Raw genomic sequence first — 15,535 nt, 5'->3', positions numbered from 1 at the left:
TCCACCCGTCCCCGCGACCCCGCACCTCCCCGTCGTCGAAGGAGGATCGATGCGCACCTCGCCAACCCCCGGGCACCGCGGCCGATGGCAGGCCCTGGTGGCCGCCCTCACCGGCTGCGCGCTGCTGCTCGCCGGACTGGCCGCCACCGGCGGCACCGCCCAGGCCAGGACGGCCGCCTGGTCGCCCAAGCCGTCCCCGATGACCACCCCGTGGACCGACCGGGTCCCGGTCGGCAACCCGCTGCCCGAGTACCCGCGCCCGCAGCTCACCCGCTCCGACTGGCTGAACCTCAACGGTATCTGGGACTTCGCGGTCACCGGCCGGGACGCCGGGCAGCCGGGCGCCTTCCCGGAGCAGATCCGAGTGCCGTTCCCCGTCGAGTCGGCGCTCTCCGGCATCAAGCGGCGGGTCACCCAGAACGACAGGCTCTGGTACAAGCGCGCCGTCACCGTGCCGTCGGACTGGAGCGGGCGGCAGGTCCGGCTGCACTTCGGCGCCAGCGACTGGCGGACCACGGTGTGGGTGAACGGCCGCCAGGCCGGGGCCGTGCACGACGGCGGCTTCGACGCCTTCTCGTACGACATCACCCCGCTGCTCACCAGCGGCTCCCACACCCTGGTGGTGTCGGTGTGGGACCCGACCGAGACCGGCGGCCAGGCGGTCGGCAAGCAGCGCATCCGCGGCGTGGACCCGCAACCGGGCGGCGGCATCTTCTACACCGCCTCCTCCGGGATCTGGCAGACCGTCTGGCTGGAGCCCACCGCGCCCGCGCACATCGGCCGGCTCGACCTGGTGCCGGACCTGGCGAACAGCACCCTGAAGGTCACCGTCCGCGGCGACGGCACCGGCTCCGGCCACCAGGCCCGGGTGACCGTCTCCGCCGGCGGCGCCCCGGTCGGGCGGGCCACCGGCCCGGTGGGCGCGGAGTTCGCGGTGCCCGTGCCGAACCCCCGGCTGTGGACCCCGGAGGATCCCTTCCTCTACGACGTGCGGGTCGAACTGCTCTCCGGCGGGCAGGCCGTGGACACCGTCGGCTCCTACGCCGGAATGCGCTCCATCTCCGTCGGCCGGGTCAACGGCGTGCAGCGGATCCTGCTCAACGGCCGGTTCGTCTTCCAGAGCGGCACCCTGGACCAGGGCTACTGGCCGGACGGGCTGTACACCGCGCCGAGCGACGCGGCCCTCCGCTTCGACCTGCAGAAGCACAAGGACATGGGCTTCAACATGGTCCGCAAGCACATCAAGGTGGAGCCGCAGCGCTGGTTCCACCACGCCGACCGGCTGGGGCTGCTGGTGTGGCAGGACATGCCCTCGATGGACCCGCGCACCCCCGACGGACCGGCCCGGGTCCAGTGGGAGGCCGAGTACGACCGGATCATCGACCAGCACCGCTCCTCCCCCTCGCTGGTGATGTGGGTCGATCAGAACGAGGGCTGGGGCCAGTACGACCAGGCCCGGATCGCGAACGAGGTCAAGGCCTACGACCCGTCCCGGCTGGTCGACAACATGAGCGGGGTCAACTGCTGCGGCTCGGTGGACGGCGGCAACGGGGACGTCATCGACCACCATGTCTACGTCGGCCCCGGGGTCACCGACCCGACCGCGACCCGGGCGGCGGTCCTCGGCGAGTTCGGCGGGCTCGGCATCCGGGTGCCCGGCCATGAGTGGTACCCGGGCGGTGGGTTCAGCTACGAGAACCAGGCGAGCCTGGCGGCGCTGGACAACCGGTTCGTCGGGCTGATCGACGGCATCCGCCGGACCCGGATGCCGCTGGGCCTGTCCGCCTCGGTCCACACCGAGATCACCGATGTGGAGAACGAGGTCAACGGGCTGCTGACCTACGACCGCCAGGTGGTCAAGACGGACGAGGCCCGGGTACGGAACGCCAACCGGGCGCTGATCGACGCCTCCCGCACCGCCCCCTCGGTGGCCGCCCTGCCCACCGGCAACAGGTCGCTGCGGGTCACCACCCCCGGCCACACCGACCGCTACGCCCGCCACCAAAACGGCTTGGGCTTCACCGAGGTGGTGAACGGCGCCGGCAGCGCCCTGCTGAAGAACGACGCCACCTGGCGGATCGTCCCGGGCCTCGCCGACGACCGCTGCTACTCCTTCGAGTCCCGCAACTACCCGGGGGAGTATCTGCGCCACCGCGAGTTCCGCGTCCGCCGGGAGGGCGGCGGCGACGCCCTGTTCCGCGCGGACGCCACCTGGTGCGCGGTGGCGGCGCCCGGCGGGGTGCGGCTGGCCTCGTACGACTTCCCGGACCAGCTGCTGCGCCACCACGACGCGCAGCTGTGGCTCGCCACCCCGGGCGGGCCGCGGCCCTACGACGACCCGGCGCTGTTCACCGAGGACACCACCTGGGCGATCGAGAACCCCTGGGCGCCCTAGGTACCGCGGCGGGGCGACCCGGCTGCCGCTGATCATGCGTTCGATGCTGCCAGGTGCCACTGACAGCGCCCCGCCGGACCCTGGGTGAAGGCGGGCGTCAGTAGCGGCGGCGGGGCAGGCGGACCACGCTGACGAAGAAGTCGTCGATCCGGCGGACCGCCGCGATGAACTGGTTGAGGTCCACCGGCTTGGTCACATAGGCGTTGGCGTGCAGCTCGTAGCTGCGCAGGATGTCCTCCTCCGCCGAGGAGGTGGTGAGGACGACGACCGGGATCAGCGCCAGCTCCTCGTCGGACTTGATCTGCTCCAGCACCTGCCTGCCGTCGTACTTGGGCAGGTTGAGGTCGAGCAGGATCAGGTCGGGGCGGGGGGCCTCGGTGTGCGGGCCCCGGCGGAAGAGGAAGTCCAGCGCCTCCTCGCCGTCCCGCACCACATGCAGGTCGTTCTGGATCTTGTTGTCCTCGAACGCCTCCCGGGTCATCAGCTCGTCGCCGGGGTCGTCCTCCACCAGCAGGACGGTGATCGGCTCCAGGGGACTCGACACAGGGCGCTCCAGAACGTGTTTCGGCTCCGCCATCGCCCGCCCGGTCGGGCGCGGATGGACCGGGTCCACGGTAGCGGGCCCGGACGCCGGTCCGCGCGCCGGCCCGTACCGCGGCGGTCGGGGCGGCCACGGAGCCCGCCGTCCGGAGGGAAGAAGTTGGGTTAGGCTCACCTAACTGAACGACAGGGAGTGGCGTGATGGGACACGGCTGGCAGGGCACCGTGCTGAAGCTGATGCGCGGCAAGGACTTCACCTTCACCGTGCGCTCGGTGGAGCGGGTCTCGGAGCGGCTGCACCGCCTCTCCTTCACCGACGGCGGGATGCTCACGGCCACCGGTGTCCACCCGACCATGTGGGTGCGGCTGTGGTTCCCCCACGGCGGCAAGCCCCACCAGCGCGCCTACACCCTGGTGGACCCGGACGCCTCGGCGGGGACCTTCACCATGGACTTCATCCTGCACGAGGGGGTGGCCAGCGACTGGGCCAGGGCCGCCCGAGTCGGCGACACCATCGAGGCCACCGTCCAGGGCTCCGCGTTCACCGTGCCGGCGCCGCCGCCGTCCCGGCTGCTGGTGGTCGGTGACCCCGCCTCCCGGCCCGCCATCGACTCGCTGCTCGCCGCCCTGCCGGCGACCCCGGCCACGGTCTGGTACGAGACCGCGCACACCGCCGACACCGACCACCCCCCGCAGGGGGGCTCCGCGGCCCGCGAGGTGATCCGGGTGGAGCGCCGGGAGGGCGGCGCCCAGCTGGTGGAGACGGTCCGCGAGGCGCTGCCCCCGCGGTGGGACGAGAACGCCTATCTGTGGATCGCCTGCGACACCGCCACCACCCGGACGCTGGCCGGCTTCGCCCGCAAGGAGCTCGGGGTGCCCAGGGACCGCCTGCACGCCCTCGGTTACTGGCGGGCCGCCTGACCGGTCGGTACGGGGCCGGGGGTCAGCCCATCGCCCGGTCCAGGTTGACCGCGGCGCTGATCAGCGCGAGATGGGTGAACGCCTGCGGGAAGTTGCCCAGTTGCTCACCGGTGACCCCGATCTGCTCGGCGTACAGGCCGACATGGTTGGCGAAGGTGAACATCTTCTCCAGCGCCAGCCGGGCGTCCTCGATCTGCCGGGTCCGGGTCAGCGCCTCCACCCACCAGAACGAGCAGATGGAGAAGGTGCCCTCGGTGCCGTCCAGTCCGTCCCCGGAGACGGTGGCGTCGTAGCGGAACACCAGGGAGTCGGCGACCAGTCCGGAGCCGATGGCCCGCAGCGTCGAGCGGAACCGCTCGTCCTGCGGGGAGAGGAACTTGACCATCGGCATCACCAGCAGCGAGGCGTCCAGGATCTCGGCCGGCGGCTCGCCGTCCTTGCCGAGCCGCTGCACGAAGCTGCCCAGCCCCGGGTGCCAGCCCTCCTCCATCACCTGGCGGTAGATGGCGTCCCGGACCGACATCCAGCGGGCCAGGTCGGCGGGCAGCCCGCGCTGGCGGGCCATCCGCACCATGCGCTCCACCGCGACCCAGCACATCACCCGCGAGTAGGTGTGCCGCTGCCGTCCCGCCCGGGTCTCCCAGATCGACTCGTCGGCGCTGTCCCAGTGGTCCAGCAGCCAGTCGACCACGTCCACCAGGTCCGACCAGGTGTCCCAGGAGATGCCGTCCCCGTACTTGTTGAACAGGTAGATGGAGTCGACCAGTTCGCCGTAGACGTCCAGCTGGAGCTGGTCGGCGGCGCGGTTGCCGATCCGGACCGGGGCCGAGCCGCAGTAGCCCTCCAGGTGGTCCAGCACCTCCTCCGGGAGGTCGGCGTGGCCGTCGATGGAGTACATCACCCGCAGCGGGCCCAGCTCCCCGTCCCCGCGCTGCTCGCGCAGGCAGCGGGCCAGCCAGCCGACGAACGCCCCGGCCTCCTCGGTGAAGCCCAGCCGCAGCAGCGCGTACAGCGAGAAGGCGGCGTCCCGGATCCACACATAGCGGTAGTCCCAGTTGCGGCCGCCGCCCAGCTCCTCGGGCAGCGCGCAGGTGGGCGCGGCCACCACCGCGCCGGACGGTTCATGGGTGAGCAGCTTCAGGGTGAGCGCCGAGCGGTGCACGGTCTCCCGCCAGCGGCCGGTGTAGGAGGAGCGGCTGAGCCAGCCCCGCCAGAAGGAGACGGTGGAGCGGAACAGCTGCTCGGCGGCTTCCCGGGAGACCTCCTCGCCGGGGCAGCCGGTGGCCGGGTCGCTGGTCTCCAGCACGAACAGGACGCTGTCGCCCTCCTGGAGCTCGAACTCCGCCTCGGCGTCCCGGCCGTCCTCGCCGCTCGCGGTGAGCGGGACGTCGGAGTGCACGGTGACCATCAGCGCGCCGGTGGTGAACACGGCGGCCTCCGGGCGCACGTCCAGCTCGTGCCGGTCGCGGCCGTAGTTCATCCGGGGGGCGATCACCGTCCGGAGCCGCATCCGGCCGCGGACCGCGCCGACCCGGCGGACCAGCCGCTGGCGGTGGTCCGGGTCATGGCTGCGCAGGACGGGCATGAAGTCCTGCACCTCGACCATGCCCTCCTCGGTGAGCATGCGGGTGACCAGGATGTTGGTGTCGGGGAAGTAGAACTGCTGGCGGGAGGCGACCGCGCAGACCGGGTCCATCCGCCAGCAGCCGCCCTCCGCGGCGTCCAGCAGGGCCCCGAAGACGCTCGGCGAGTCGAAGCGCGGGGCGCAGAACCAGTCGATCCGCCCGTCCGTGCCGACCAGGGCGGCGGTGCGCAGGTCACCGATCAGCCCGTGCTCGGCGATCGGCAGATAGGCGGCCGGCTGCTCGGCCCCGGGGGCCGCCGCGGCGTGCCCGGCCCCGGCTTCGTCCGCGCGGTCGGAGCCGGGGGCGGTGTCCGGTCCGGTGTCCGGTCCGGCGTGCCGGGTGGCGTCCCGCTCGGTGTGGGTCATGCCCCGCGCACCCGCCATCCGTCCGGTCCGGCCAGGTCCAGCGCGGCCTTCGGCCCGTAGGAGCCGCGGGCGTAGGGCTCCGGCTCGGGCGGGTCCTGAAGCACCGGGGCGCAGACCTCCCAGAGCCGTTCGACCTCCTCGGCGCCGGTGAACAGGGTGGCGTCCCCGTGCAGCGCGTCCAGCAGCAGCCGCTCGTACGCCTCCAGCGGCCGGGCGCCGCCGAAGGCCTCGTCGAAGCGGAGGTCGAGTGCCGCGCGGCCGACCTCAAGGCCCCGGCCGGGCACCTTGGCCCGTACCTCCAGGCGTACCGAGGGCTCGTCGGACAGCTCAAGCACCAGCGCGGGCGGGCCCTCGCCGTCCCGGTCGCCGAGGCCGGCGAAGGGCCCCTTGCGGCAGTCCCGCAGGGTGAGGGTGACGGTGCGGGCGCCGGAGCCCATGGCCTTGCCGGTGCGCAGCAGGAAGGGCACGTCCCGCCAGCGGTCGTTGTCGACGAAGGCGCGCAGCGCGACGAAGGTCTCGGAGCGGGAGTCGGCGGCCACGCCCTCCTCCTCCCGGTAGCCCTCGTACTGCCCGAAGACGGTGTCGGCCGGGTCGAAGGGCCGCAGGCAGCGGTACAGCTCCAGCTTGGCGGCGCGCAGCGAGGCGGCGTCGAGGGTGGCGGGCGGTTCCAGGGCGACGAAGCCGAGGATCTGGCTGAGGTGGGTGGAGACCATGTCGCGGAAGGTGCCGGTGGACTCCATGAAGGAGGCCCGGCCCTCGATGCCGATCTCCTCCGGCACGTCGATCTGAACCGAGGCGATGTGCTCGCGGTTCCAGAGGGCGGCGAGCCACTCGTTGGCGAAGCGCAGCACCAGGACGTTCTGCACGGCCTCCTTGCCGAGGAAGTGGTCGATGCGGAAGACCCGGTCCTCGGGGACCACCTGGTGCAGGACGGCGTTGAGCGACCGGGCGCTGGCGGTGTCCTCGCCGAACGGCTTCTCCAGGATCAGCGAGGCGTCCTCGGCGAGCCCGGTGTCCCCGATCATCCGCAGCAGCCCCTCCATGGTGGCGGGCGGTACGGAGAGGTAGAGCAGGGTGCGGCAGTCGCCGCCGAGCGCGGCACGGGCCTCCCGGACCGCCTCGGCGAGCCCGGTCCCGTCCTCGGCGGAGGAGGTGCGGAAGCGTGCCGCCTCCCGCAGGGCGGCCAGCGCCTTCCCGTCCGGGTCCTCGGCGCCGAACTCGCGCACGGCGTCGGCGACCAGCTCGCCGTACGGGCCGTCCGGCTCATGGCGCCCGGTGCCGACGACGGCCAGGCCGCCGGGGAGCGAGCCGGTGGCCAGCAGCCGGTGCAGCCCCGGGTAGAGCTTGCGGCGCGCCAGGTCGCCGGTGGCCCCGAAGATCACCAGCAGCAGCGGCCGGTCGTCGGCGGAAGGGGATACGGCCTGGCCGGGGGCCGTACGGGGTGCCGTGTCGGATGCCATGCGGGGTGCCCACTCTCGTACCGGATGCAGCGACCGTCATCGTGTGCTCAGCCCGGTCGAGGGCAAACCCGCCCCGCCGGGCCCTCCCCCGTACGCCGCACCGCGCGGCCCGGTCGCGGGGCCCCCCGATTGACCCACCCAGGTCAATTCTCCCCCCGGGTCCGGCGCCCCGGCGGTGTGGCCGGGCCCTCGGGCCGGCCGGCGCTGAACCATGTGGAGCGGTCCGGCGCGCCGGTGGCGCCGACGGGAGGATGGAGGAGCGGGATGGGCGACCTGTACATCGACGGGGCCTGGGTCGGCGCAGCCGGCGGGGAGCGGCGGGAGGTGGTCAACCCGTTCGACGCCTCGGTGGTGACCACGGTCGACGAGGCCGGGGCCAAGGACGTGGACCGGGCGGTGCGGGCGGCCCGGCGGGCGTTCGAGGAGGAGGAGTGGGCCTCGGCGCCGGTGCGGCGCCGCTCCGACCTGCTGCTGGAGGTGAGCCGGCTGCTGCTGCGGGACCAGGAGGAGATCGCCCGGATCGAGACCGCCGACACCGGCAAGACGCTCACCGAGGCGCGGATCGACGTGGAGGACGTCTCCAACGCCTTCCGCTACTTCGCGGAGATCGCCGGCAAGGACGGCGGCCGGGTGGTGGACGTCGGCCCGGACGTGCTGAGCCGGGTGGTGTACGCGCCGATCGGGGTGTGCGCGCTGATCGCGCCGTGGAACTACCCGCTGCTCCAGGCCTCCTGGAAGGTGGCGCCGGCGCTGGCGGCCGGGAACACCTTCGTGCTGAAGCCCAGCGAGACCACCCCGCTGAGCACCATCCACATGCTCCGGCTGATCGAGGAGGCCGGCGCCCCGCCCGGGGTGGCCAACCTGGTGCTCGGCTCGGGCGCCACGGTGGGCGCGGCGATGACGGAGCACCCGGAGGTGGACCTGGTGTCGTTCACCGGCGGGCTGTCCACCGGGCGGCGGATCATGGCGGCGGCCGCCGAGGGGCCGAAGAACATCGCCCTGGAGCTGGGCGGCAAGAACCCGAACGTCGTCTTCGCGGACTGCGACTTCGAGGCGGCCGTGGACAACGCGCTGAACGCCTCCTTCCTGCACTCGGGGCAGGTCTGCTCGGCCGGCTCGCGGCTGCTGGTCCAGGACACGCTGCACGACCGGTTCGTGGCGCGGCTGGCCGAGCGGGCGGCGCGGATCCGGCTGGGCGACGGCACCGACGAACGGACCGAGAGCGGACCGCTGAGCTCCGCGGAGCACCGGGAGAAGGTCGAGAGGTACCTGGAGATCGGCCGCTCGGAGGGGGCTCGGGTGGTGTGCGGCGGGAAGCGGCCGGACGACCCGGCGCTGGCCCGGGGCTTCTTCCTGGAACCCACCGTCTTCGCCGACTGCGACCGCTCGATGCGGATCGTCCAGGAGGAGGTGTTCGGCCCGGTGGTGACGGTGGAGCGGTTCCGGGACGAGGAGGAGGCCGTCCGGCTGGCCAACGACACCCGCTACGGGCTGGCGGGCGCGGTGTGGACCTCCGACGCGAGCCGCGCCCAGCGGGTGGCGGGCCGGCTGCGGCACGGCACGGTGTGGATCAACGACTTCCACCCCTATGTGCCGCAGGCCGAGTGGGGCGGCTTCGGGCTGTCCGGGGTCGGCCGGGAGCTGGGACCGACCGGGCTGCGGGAGTACCAGGAGGCCAAGCACGTGTACCAGAACCTGCGGCCGGCGGTCTCCGGCTGGTTCAAGGGCTGAGCGGGCGGAACGGACGAGGGAGGCGCAGATGGCGCAGGCAGACGGGATGAGCGGGTCCGGTGACCGGGCCGACGAGGTGTACGACTATGTGATCGTCGGCGGGGGGACGGCCGGCTGTGTGCTGGCCGACCGGCTGACCGAGGACCCCGGGGTGCGGGTCTGCGTGGTCGAGGGCGGGCCCAGCGATGTGGGCGACGAGCGGGTGCTGAAGCTCCGCAACTGGATCAACCTGCTCGGTTCCGAGCTGGACTACGGCTACACCACCACCGAGCAGCCGCGCGGCAACTCCCACATCCTGCACTCGCGGGCCCGGGTGCTGGGCGGCTGCTCCTCGCACAACACCCTGATCAGCTTCCTCCCGCTACCCGAGGACCTGGACGAGTGGGTGGCGGCGGGCTGCGCCGGCTGGGGCCCAGAGACGGTGCTGCCGTACCGGGCGCGGCTGAAGAACGAGATCGTGCCGGTGGCCGAGCAGGACCGCAACCCGATCGCCCGGGACTTCGTGACGGCGGCCCGGCGGGCGCTGGGCGTGCCGGTGGTGGAGGACTTCAACGCCGAGCCGTTCCTGGAGGGGGTCGGCTTCTTCTCGCTGGCCTACCACCCGGAGGGCAATCTGCGCTCCTCGGCGTCGGTGGCCTACCTCCACCCGGTGCTGCACCGCCCCAACCTGACCCTGCGGCTGGAGACCTGGGCGCACCGGGTGGAGGCCGACGAGGCCGGGGCGCTGACCCGGGTGCGGGTGCGGGGCGCGGACGGCACCGAGGCGGTGCTGCGGGCGGAGCGCGAACTGCTGCTCTGCGCCGGGGCGATCGACACCCCGCGGCTGCTGATGCTCTCCGGCATCGGGCCGGCCGACGAGCTGCGGTCGCTGGGCATCGAACCGGTGCTGGACCTGCCCGGGGTGGGCGAGAACCTGCTGGACCACCCGGAGTCGGTGATCGTCTGGGAGACCGGCGGGCCGCTGCCGCCGGAGTCGGCGATGGACTCGGACGCGGGGCTCTTCCTGCGCCGGGACGCCTCGGCGCCCCGCCCGGACCTCATGTTCCACTTCTACCAGGTGCCGTTCACCGTCAACACCGAGCGGCTGGGCTATCCGGCGGTGGAGCACGGGGTGTGCATGACCCCGAACGTGCCGCGGGCCCGCTCGATCGGCCGGATGTGGTTGACCAGCGCCGACCCCACCGTTCATCCCGCCCTGGACTTCCGGTACTTCACCGATCCGGAGGGCCATGACGAGCGGACGGTCGTGGAGGGGCTGAAGATCGCCCGTGAGGTGGCGGCGACCGATCCGCTGCGGGGCTGGCTGCGCCGCGAGGTGGCGCCGGGCCCGTCGGTGGTCTCCGACGCGGACCTCTCGGAGTACGGGCGCAGGGCCGCGCACACCGTCTACCACCCGGCGGGCACCTGCCGGATGGGCGCGGCGGACGACCCGGCGGCGGTGGTCGACCCGGAGCTGCGGCTGCGGGGCACGGACGGGCTGCGGATCGTGGACGCCTCGGTCTTCCCGACCATGCCGACCATCAACCCGATGGTGACGGTGCTGCTGGTGGCGGAGCGCGCGGCCGACCTGGTGCGCGGCCGGGACGCGCGGGTGGAGCGGTGAGCGCCCCGGCGGCCCCCTCGGCCGCGGGCGGTCCCGGGAACGGCGGGGCGGGCGCACCCGGGTCGGAGTTCCGCAAGGAGATGGGCCCCTGGGCCAACTTCGCACTCGGCTTCACCTACCTCTCGCCGGTGGTCTCCACGTACACCCTCTTCAGTACGGCGCTGGCGACCGGCGGCCCGCCGATGATCTGGGCGTTCCTGCTGGCCGGGCTGGGGCAGTTCCTGGTGGCGCTGGTCTTCGGCGAGGTGGTGGCGCAGTACCCGATCGCGGGCGGGGTCTACCCGTGGGCGCGGCGGCTGTGGGGCAGGCGGTGGGCCTGGCTGACCGGCTGGGTCTACATGTGGGCGCTGCTGGTGACGATCACCTCGGTGGCGTACGGGGCCGGGCCCTTCGTCGCCATCCTGTTCGGCTTCAGCCCGTCCGTGCACACCACGGTCGTCTGCACCGTCATCCTGATCATCGTGGCGGTGCTGATCAACTACTGCGGCACCAAGGTGCTGTCCTGGGCGGCGGTGATCGGCTTCGGCGCCGAGCTGGTCGGGGCGCTGGTGGTGGGCGTCTACCTCCTGGTCACCCACCGCTTCCACGGTATCGGGGTGATCGTGGACACCTACGGCACCCAGGGCGGCGGCAGCTACGCGCCGGTGTTCCTGGCCGCCGCGATCATCGGCTTCTACCAGTACTACGGCTTCGAGGCGTGCGGGGACACCGCGGAGGAGGTGGACCGCCCCGGCCAGGTCATCCCCAAGGCGATGCGGCGCACCATCTACGTCGGCGGGGCGGCGGCCACCTTCACCTGCCTGTCGCTGCTGCTGTCGGTCGCCGACTACCAGGCGATCATCGACGGCCGCGACCCCGACCCGGTCGTCAACCTGCTCTTCGACGCGATGGGCGAGGTGGGGGCCCGGCTGGTGATGGCGGTGGTGCTGATCTCGTTCCTGTCCTGCACCATCAGCCTCCAGGCGGCGGCCGGGCGGCTGATCTACTCCTACGCCCGCGACGAGATGATCGCCGGCCACCGGCTGCTGCGCCGCTTCTCGCACGCCCGGGCGGTGCCCGGCTACGCGCTGCTGGTGTCGGCCGTCGTCCCCGGCCTGATCGCCTTCGGCTCGCTGATCTCCGAGGACGCCCTCACCAAGATCGTGTCCTTCGCGATCCTCGGGATCTACGGGGCGTTCCAGATGGTGGTGCTGGCCGCCCTGCGCGCCCGCCTCAAGGGCTGGCGCCCCAGCGGTGAGTACACCCTGGGCCGCTGGGGCCTGGCGGTGAACGCCGCGGCCCTCGCGTACGGGATCTTCGCCATCGTCAACATCTGCTGGCCCCGCACCCCGGACGTGCCCTGGTACGAGAACTGGATCGTACTGCTGTGCGGCGCGGTCGTGGTGGGCTCCGGGGTGCTCTACATGGTCACCACCCACCACTACGGCCGCGGCGAGGCCCCGGCCGGGGACGCGATCCCGGAGCGGGACCCGGAACGGAAGGCGACCGGGAAGGCGTGAGCCCGCGCGGCCCGGTGCTCACAGTCCCGCGAGGGCGTTCCAGCGGCGGGCGAACTCGGTGCGCTCGTCGCCGGTGATGTCGCGGGCGATGGCGAGGCGGGAGCGCATGGCGTCGTCCGGGAAGATCAGCGGGTCCTCGGCGAGGGCGGCGGTCTCCTCGTCGCCGGAGGAGGCGAGGACGTCCCGGGCGGCGGGCACCGGGCAGACGTAGTTGACCCAGGCGGCCAGCTCGGCGGCGACCTCCGGCTGGTAGTAGTGGTCGATCAGGGCCTCGGCGTTGGCCTTGTGCCGGGCTTGGTTGGGGATCATCAGGCTCTCGGCCCACAGTTCGCCGCCCTCCTCGGGCACCACGAACGCGATGTTCGGGTTGTCGGCCTGGAGCTGGATGACATCGCCGGAGTACGCCTGGCAGGCCAGCACATCGCCCGTGGAGAGGTCCTTGATGTAGTCGTTGCCGGTGAAGCGGCGGATGTGCCGGTCGCGCACCAGCCGCTCCACCCGGTCGCACATCCGGTGGAAGTCGTCCGCCCGCCAGCGGGTGACGTCCACCCCGTCGCCCTGCATCAGCAGCGCGAACGCCTCGTCCAGACCGGACAGCAGGGTCACCTTGCCGCGCAGGTCGTCGGCCCAGAGGTCGTTGGTGGAGCGGATCTCCCGGCCCAGCCGCCGGCGGTCGTAGGCGATCCCGGTGATGCCGCTCTGCCACGGCACGGTGAACCGGCGCCCCTCGTCGAACGCGGGGGTGCGCAGCAGCGGGTCCAGCTGGCGCTCCACCTGCGGCTGGCGGTCGCGGTCCATCTCCTGGACCCAGCCGAGCCGGACGAAGCGGGCGGCCATCCAGTCGCTGACCACGATCAGGTCCCGGCCGGTCTCCTGGTGGTTGATCAGCGAGGGGCTGATCTTGCCGAAGAACTCGTCGTTGTCGTTGATCTCCTCCCGGTAGCGCACCGAGATCCCGGTGCGCCGGGTGAAGGCGTCGAGGGTGGGGCGGCGGGAGGTGTCCTCGTCGGTGTCGATGTAGAGCGGCCAGTTGGCGAAGTCCACCCGCCGCTCGCCCCGGGAGAGGTCCGGGCGGGTCCGGTCCGCCGGGGAGACCCGGGCCGGCGGCACACCGCAGCCGGCCAGGGCGAGCCCGGCCCCGCCCGCGCCGAGGGCGCGCAGCAGGGACCGGCGGGAGGGGATGGGGTCGCTGGTCGCCGTCACCTCCGCAGGATGGCGCCGCCCGCGGCGCACCGGCAATCGGCGTTGCGTCGAGCGCTGCCGCCGGGGCGCGACAGGCTGTCGACCGGAAGACCAGGGCCTGCACCACGGCTTCCTGGCCGCCGGGCTGGTCCGGGGGCTCCTCGCGGACGATCCGGTCCGCTTCCCGGTACGGGTGTTCCTCCCGGTCTGCGTGGTGGTGGCGGGTGTCCACGGCGGGCCGGCGGGGTGAGCGACCGGCGGGCGGGACGCACCCGGGCGCGGCTGCGGACGGAGTGGGCGGGGCGGTGGCGGAACTGGCCGGTGCCCGGCGCCCGACCTGGTCGCCTCGGCGGTGGCCGCCACCTTCGCGGCGCCGCGGACGGAGTGGACGGGGCGGTCACCGGCGGAGACCAGCGTCGCGGCAGTGGTGCGCCGCGCCGAGGTCGGCCGGGCCGCCTTCTCTCTGCACTGCCCCGACCTTGAGGCGCTGGCCGTGGACGCCTGCGCGGAGGTGGTGAGCGAGGCCGTGGAGGCGCTGCGCGCCTGGCGGGGCGTACCGAGTCCGGCGCGCCGCCCGAACCGCTGACGGCGTTCTTCCGGCAGCTCGGCGAACACGCCGAGCTCCATCGCGGGCTGCTGCGCGAGGGCGGCGGCCCCTCGGCGACCGGCTGCACCGGGAGCCGCGGGCCCGCAGCCGCCGGGAGCGCGAACTCGCAGCCGGACAGGCTGCCCCGCCTGACCAGGGCTGAGCGACCCGTCCCCGTACCGCGGGCCCCGGAGCCCGTCGGCTGCGGGGAGGCGGCGGGTCAGTGGGGGGTGCCCGGGCGGCGGGCGGGGGGCTGCGGGGGCATCAGGACCAGGGTGGTGCGCACACCCATCCTGCGCAGCAGGGCGACCATGGCCGCGTTGGCGTGGGAGTCGGTCACCACGGTGTGCACGGCGGAGAGGTCGGCGATCTTCGCGCGGTGCGAGCGGCCCATCTTGGAGCTGTCGGCGACCACGATCCGGTGCTCCGCCTGCTCCAGCATGATCCGGTCGATCTCCGCGCCCTTGACGCTGTGGCGGGTCAGTCCGCCGTCCAGGCTGAGGCCGTCCACGCCGACCACGGCGAAGTCGAAGCGGTAGGAGCGCAGCGCCTTCTCCGCGGCCTTCCCGACCAGGTCGTTGGAGAGCGACCGCACGGAGCCGCCGGTGACGACCACATGCACCTGCTGCCGAGTCACCAGGGAGGTGGCGGTGTCCAGGCCGTTGGTGACCACGGTCAGCCCGGAGCGGCCGGAGAGGCTGCGTGCCACGCAGCCGACGGTGCTGCCGCCGCCCAGGGCCACGGTCAGCGGGCGGCCCGGTATGAGCGAGGAGGCGAGGGCGCCGATCCTCCGCTTGGCCTCGGCGTTCTGCGAGTGGCGCAGGCTGACCGGCAGCTCGCTCCCCCGCCGAGCGGCGGTGATCTTGCCGTAGGAGCGGTGCACCAGGCCCTCGGCCTCCATCGCCGCGAGGTCGCGGCGGACCGTGGCGCCGGACACCCGGAGCAGCTCGGGCAGGGTGCGGACCTTGATCTCGCGGTGCTGGGCCAGCAGGTTGAGGATGACCGACACCCGCTCGTCGCGCTTGCGGTCGCTCACCGGCCGCCCCGCCGCCGCAGGGAGGTGGTGGACGGGCGTGCGCCCGCCCTCGCGGGGGCGCCGCCGGTGTGGCGGCGGGGGGCTGCCGCGCGGCCCGAGGTGCCCGGACGGACCGGCCGTCCCATTTCGTTACCCGAGGTCATGGAATTTCCGTGTGGCTGTACCGGCGGATTTCCCCGCCGTGAAATCAGAAAAGGCCGTGCGGTCAGAGCGGTGACCCGGAGTCCGGATGATTCCTGTGCGTTCCACCGGGAAAGGCGAAGAAATGCACGGGAGGCGGTTCCCGTCTGCCGGGCGCCCGCGCTACGCGCGTTGCGCCGACGCCGACCGCCGGGATTCCCGCACGCCGGAACCAGCACCGTGCGGAAGGGGGCGATCACCGCAGTCACTGTAGGTCGGTCCTCTCACACGGCCGTACCCTTTCCGTGAAGTGGTCATGGCGGCTGAGCATTCGCCGTGTTCCGCCGCGCGATGCCGGGAAATCCGCTCGGACCCGTCATCGGGTCGACGCCTCCAGCCTGGCCGGTTTCCGTCCCCGGGGGATCAGGGAGTCTCCCTAGTCGCCCGCGGTGCCGGTGGCCGTCGTCTGCGA

At 73.2% G+C, this 15,535-nt stretch carries 12 protein-coding genes; 7 read left to right on the top strand and 5 right to left on the bottom strand.

The window, feature by feature from the left end:
* Positions 1-49: 49 nt before the first annotated feature.
* Positions 50-2,395 (top strand): AbfB domain-containing protein, encoded by a 2,346-nt coding sequence (locus M1O15_RS09345; RefSeq protein WP_248632828.1) that lies wholly within the window; start codon positions 50-52, stop codon positions 2,393-2,395.
* A gap of 97 nt (positions 2,396-2,492) precedes the next feature.
* On the opposite strand, the gene M1O15_RS09340 is transcribed toward M1O15_RS09345, so the two are convergent.
* On the bottom strand, positions 2,493-2,939 hold the full coding sequence (locus M1O15_RS09340; protein WP_248632827.1) for a response regulator: 447 nt from the start codon (positions 2,937-2,939) through the stop codon (positions 2,493-2,495).
* Between the two features lie 197 nt (positions 2,940-3,136).
* On the opposite strand from M1O15_RS09340, the gene M1O15_RS09335 reads away from it, so the two are divergent.
* On the top strand, positions 3,137-3,856 hold the full coding sequence (locus M1O15_RS09335) for a siderophore-interacting protein (protein ID WP_248632826.1): 720 nt from the start codon (positions 3,137-3,139) through the stop codon (positions 3,854-3,856).
* A 22-nt stretch (positions 3,857-3,878) separates the two neighbouring features.
* Here the strand turns inward: M1O15_RS09335 and M1O15_RS09330 are convergent, their stop codons facing one another.
* Together M1O15_RS09330 and zwf are read right to left on the bottom strand one after the other, a co-directional pair.
* Positions 3,879-5,846: a glycoside hydrolase family 15 protein gene (locus tag M1O15_RS09330; RefSeq protein WP_248632825.1), complete on the bottom strand. Its 1,968-nt coding sequence runs from the start codon at positions 5,844-5,846 to the stop codon at positions 3,879-3,881.
* Complete coding sequence (gene zwf, locus M1O15_RS09325; RefSeq protein ID WP_248632824.1) at positions 5,843-7,306, bottom strand: glucose-6-phosphate dehydrogenase; 1,464 nt, start codon at positions 7,304-7,306, stop codon at positions 5,843-5,845. Before zwf ends, M1O15_RS09330 begins: the two co-directional genes overlap by 4 nt.
* Positions 7,307-7,570: 264 nt before the next feature.
* Here zwf and M1O15_RS09320 point away from each other — a divergent pair, with 264 nt between their 5' ends.
* The 3 genes from M1O15_RS09320 to M1O15_RS09310 are packed head-to-tail and all read left to right on the top strand — an operon-like array spanning position 7,571 to position 12,139.
* On the top strand, positions 7,571-9,037 hold the full coding sequence (locus M1O15_RS09320; RefSeq protein WP_248632823.1) for an aldehyde dehydrogenase family protein: 1,467 nt from the start codon (positions 7,571-7,573) through the stop codon (positions 9,035-9,037).
* Positions 9,038-9,065: 28 nt separating this feature from the next.
* The gene (locus M1O15_RS09315; protein WP_248632822.1) at positions 9,066-10,640 is read left to right on the top strand and encodes a GMC family oxidoreductase; all 1,575 of its coding nucleotides are present in this window, start codon (positions 9,066-9,068) and stop codon (positions 10,638-10,640) included.
* Positions 10,637-12,139 carry an APC family permease gene (locus tag M1O15_RS09310; RefSeq protein ID WP_248632821.1) on the top strand — a complete coding sequence of 501 codons (1,503 nt, stop codon included), beginning with the start codon at positions 10,637-10,639 and terminating at the stop codon, positions 12,137-12,139. The genes M1O15_RS09315 and M1O15_RS09310 overlap by 4 nt, the downstream gene beginning before the upstream one ends.
* A gap of 18 nt (positions 12,140-12,157) precedes the next feature.
* Here M1O15_RS09310 and M1O15_RS09305 read toward each other — a convergent pair whose 3' ends face one another.
* Complete coding sequence (locus M1O15_RS09305) at positions 12,158-13,342, bottom strand: polyamine ABC transporter substrate-binding protein (RefSeq protein ID WP_248632820.1); 1,185 nt, start codon at positions 13,340-13,342, stop codon at positions 12,158-12,160.
* Here M1O15_RS09305 and M1O15_RS31825 point away from each other — a divergent pair.
* Both M1O15_RS31825 and M1O15_RS31820 read left to right on the top strand, forming a co-directional pair.
* Positions 13,320-13,571 (top strand): DUF1304 family protein, encoded by a 252-nt coding sequence (locus M1O15_RS31825; RefSeq protein ID WP_372499413.1) that lies wholly within the window; start codon positions 13,320-13,322, stop codon positions 13,569-13,571. The genes M1O15_RS09305 and M1O15_RS31825 overlap by 23 nt on opposite strands.
* Positions 13,572-13,673: 102 nt before the next feature.
* A complete protein-coding gene (locus M1O15_RS31820; protein WP_372499412.1) occupies positions 13,674-13,907 on the top strand; it encodes a hypothetical protein in 234 nt (77 codons plus the stop codon).
* 220 nt (positions 13,908-14,127) lie between these two features.
* On the opposite strand, the gene M1O15_RS09290 is transcribed toward M1O15_RS31820, so the two are convergent.
* Entirely contained in the window at positions 14,128-14,943 is an 816-nt protein-coding gene (locus tag M1O15_RS09290; RefSeq protein WP_248632819.1) for a DeoR/GlpR family DNA-binding transcription regulator, read from the bottom strand.
* Positions 14,944-15,535 lie beyond the last annotated feature (592 nt).

This window comes from Streptomyces lichenis, assembly GCF_023218175.1.
Taxonomy (GTDB): domain Bacteria; phylum Actinomycetota; class Actinomycetes; order Streptomycetales; family Streptomycetaceae; genus Streptomyces; species Streptomyces lichenis.
Note: the sequence above shows the minus strand (reverse complement) of the source record. Positions and strands in the feature narration are given on the sequence as shown.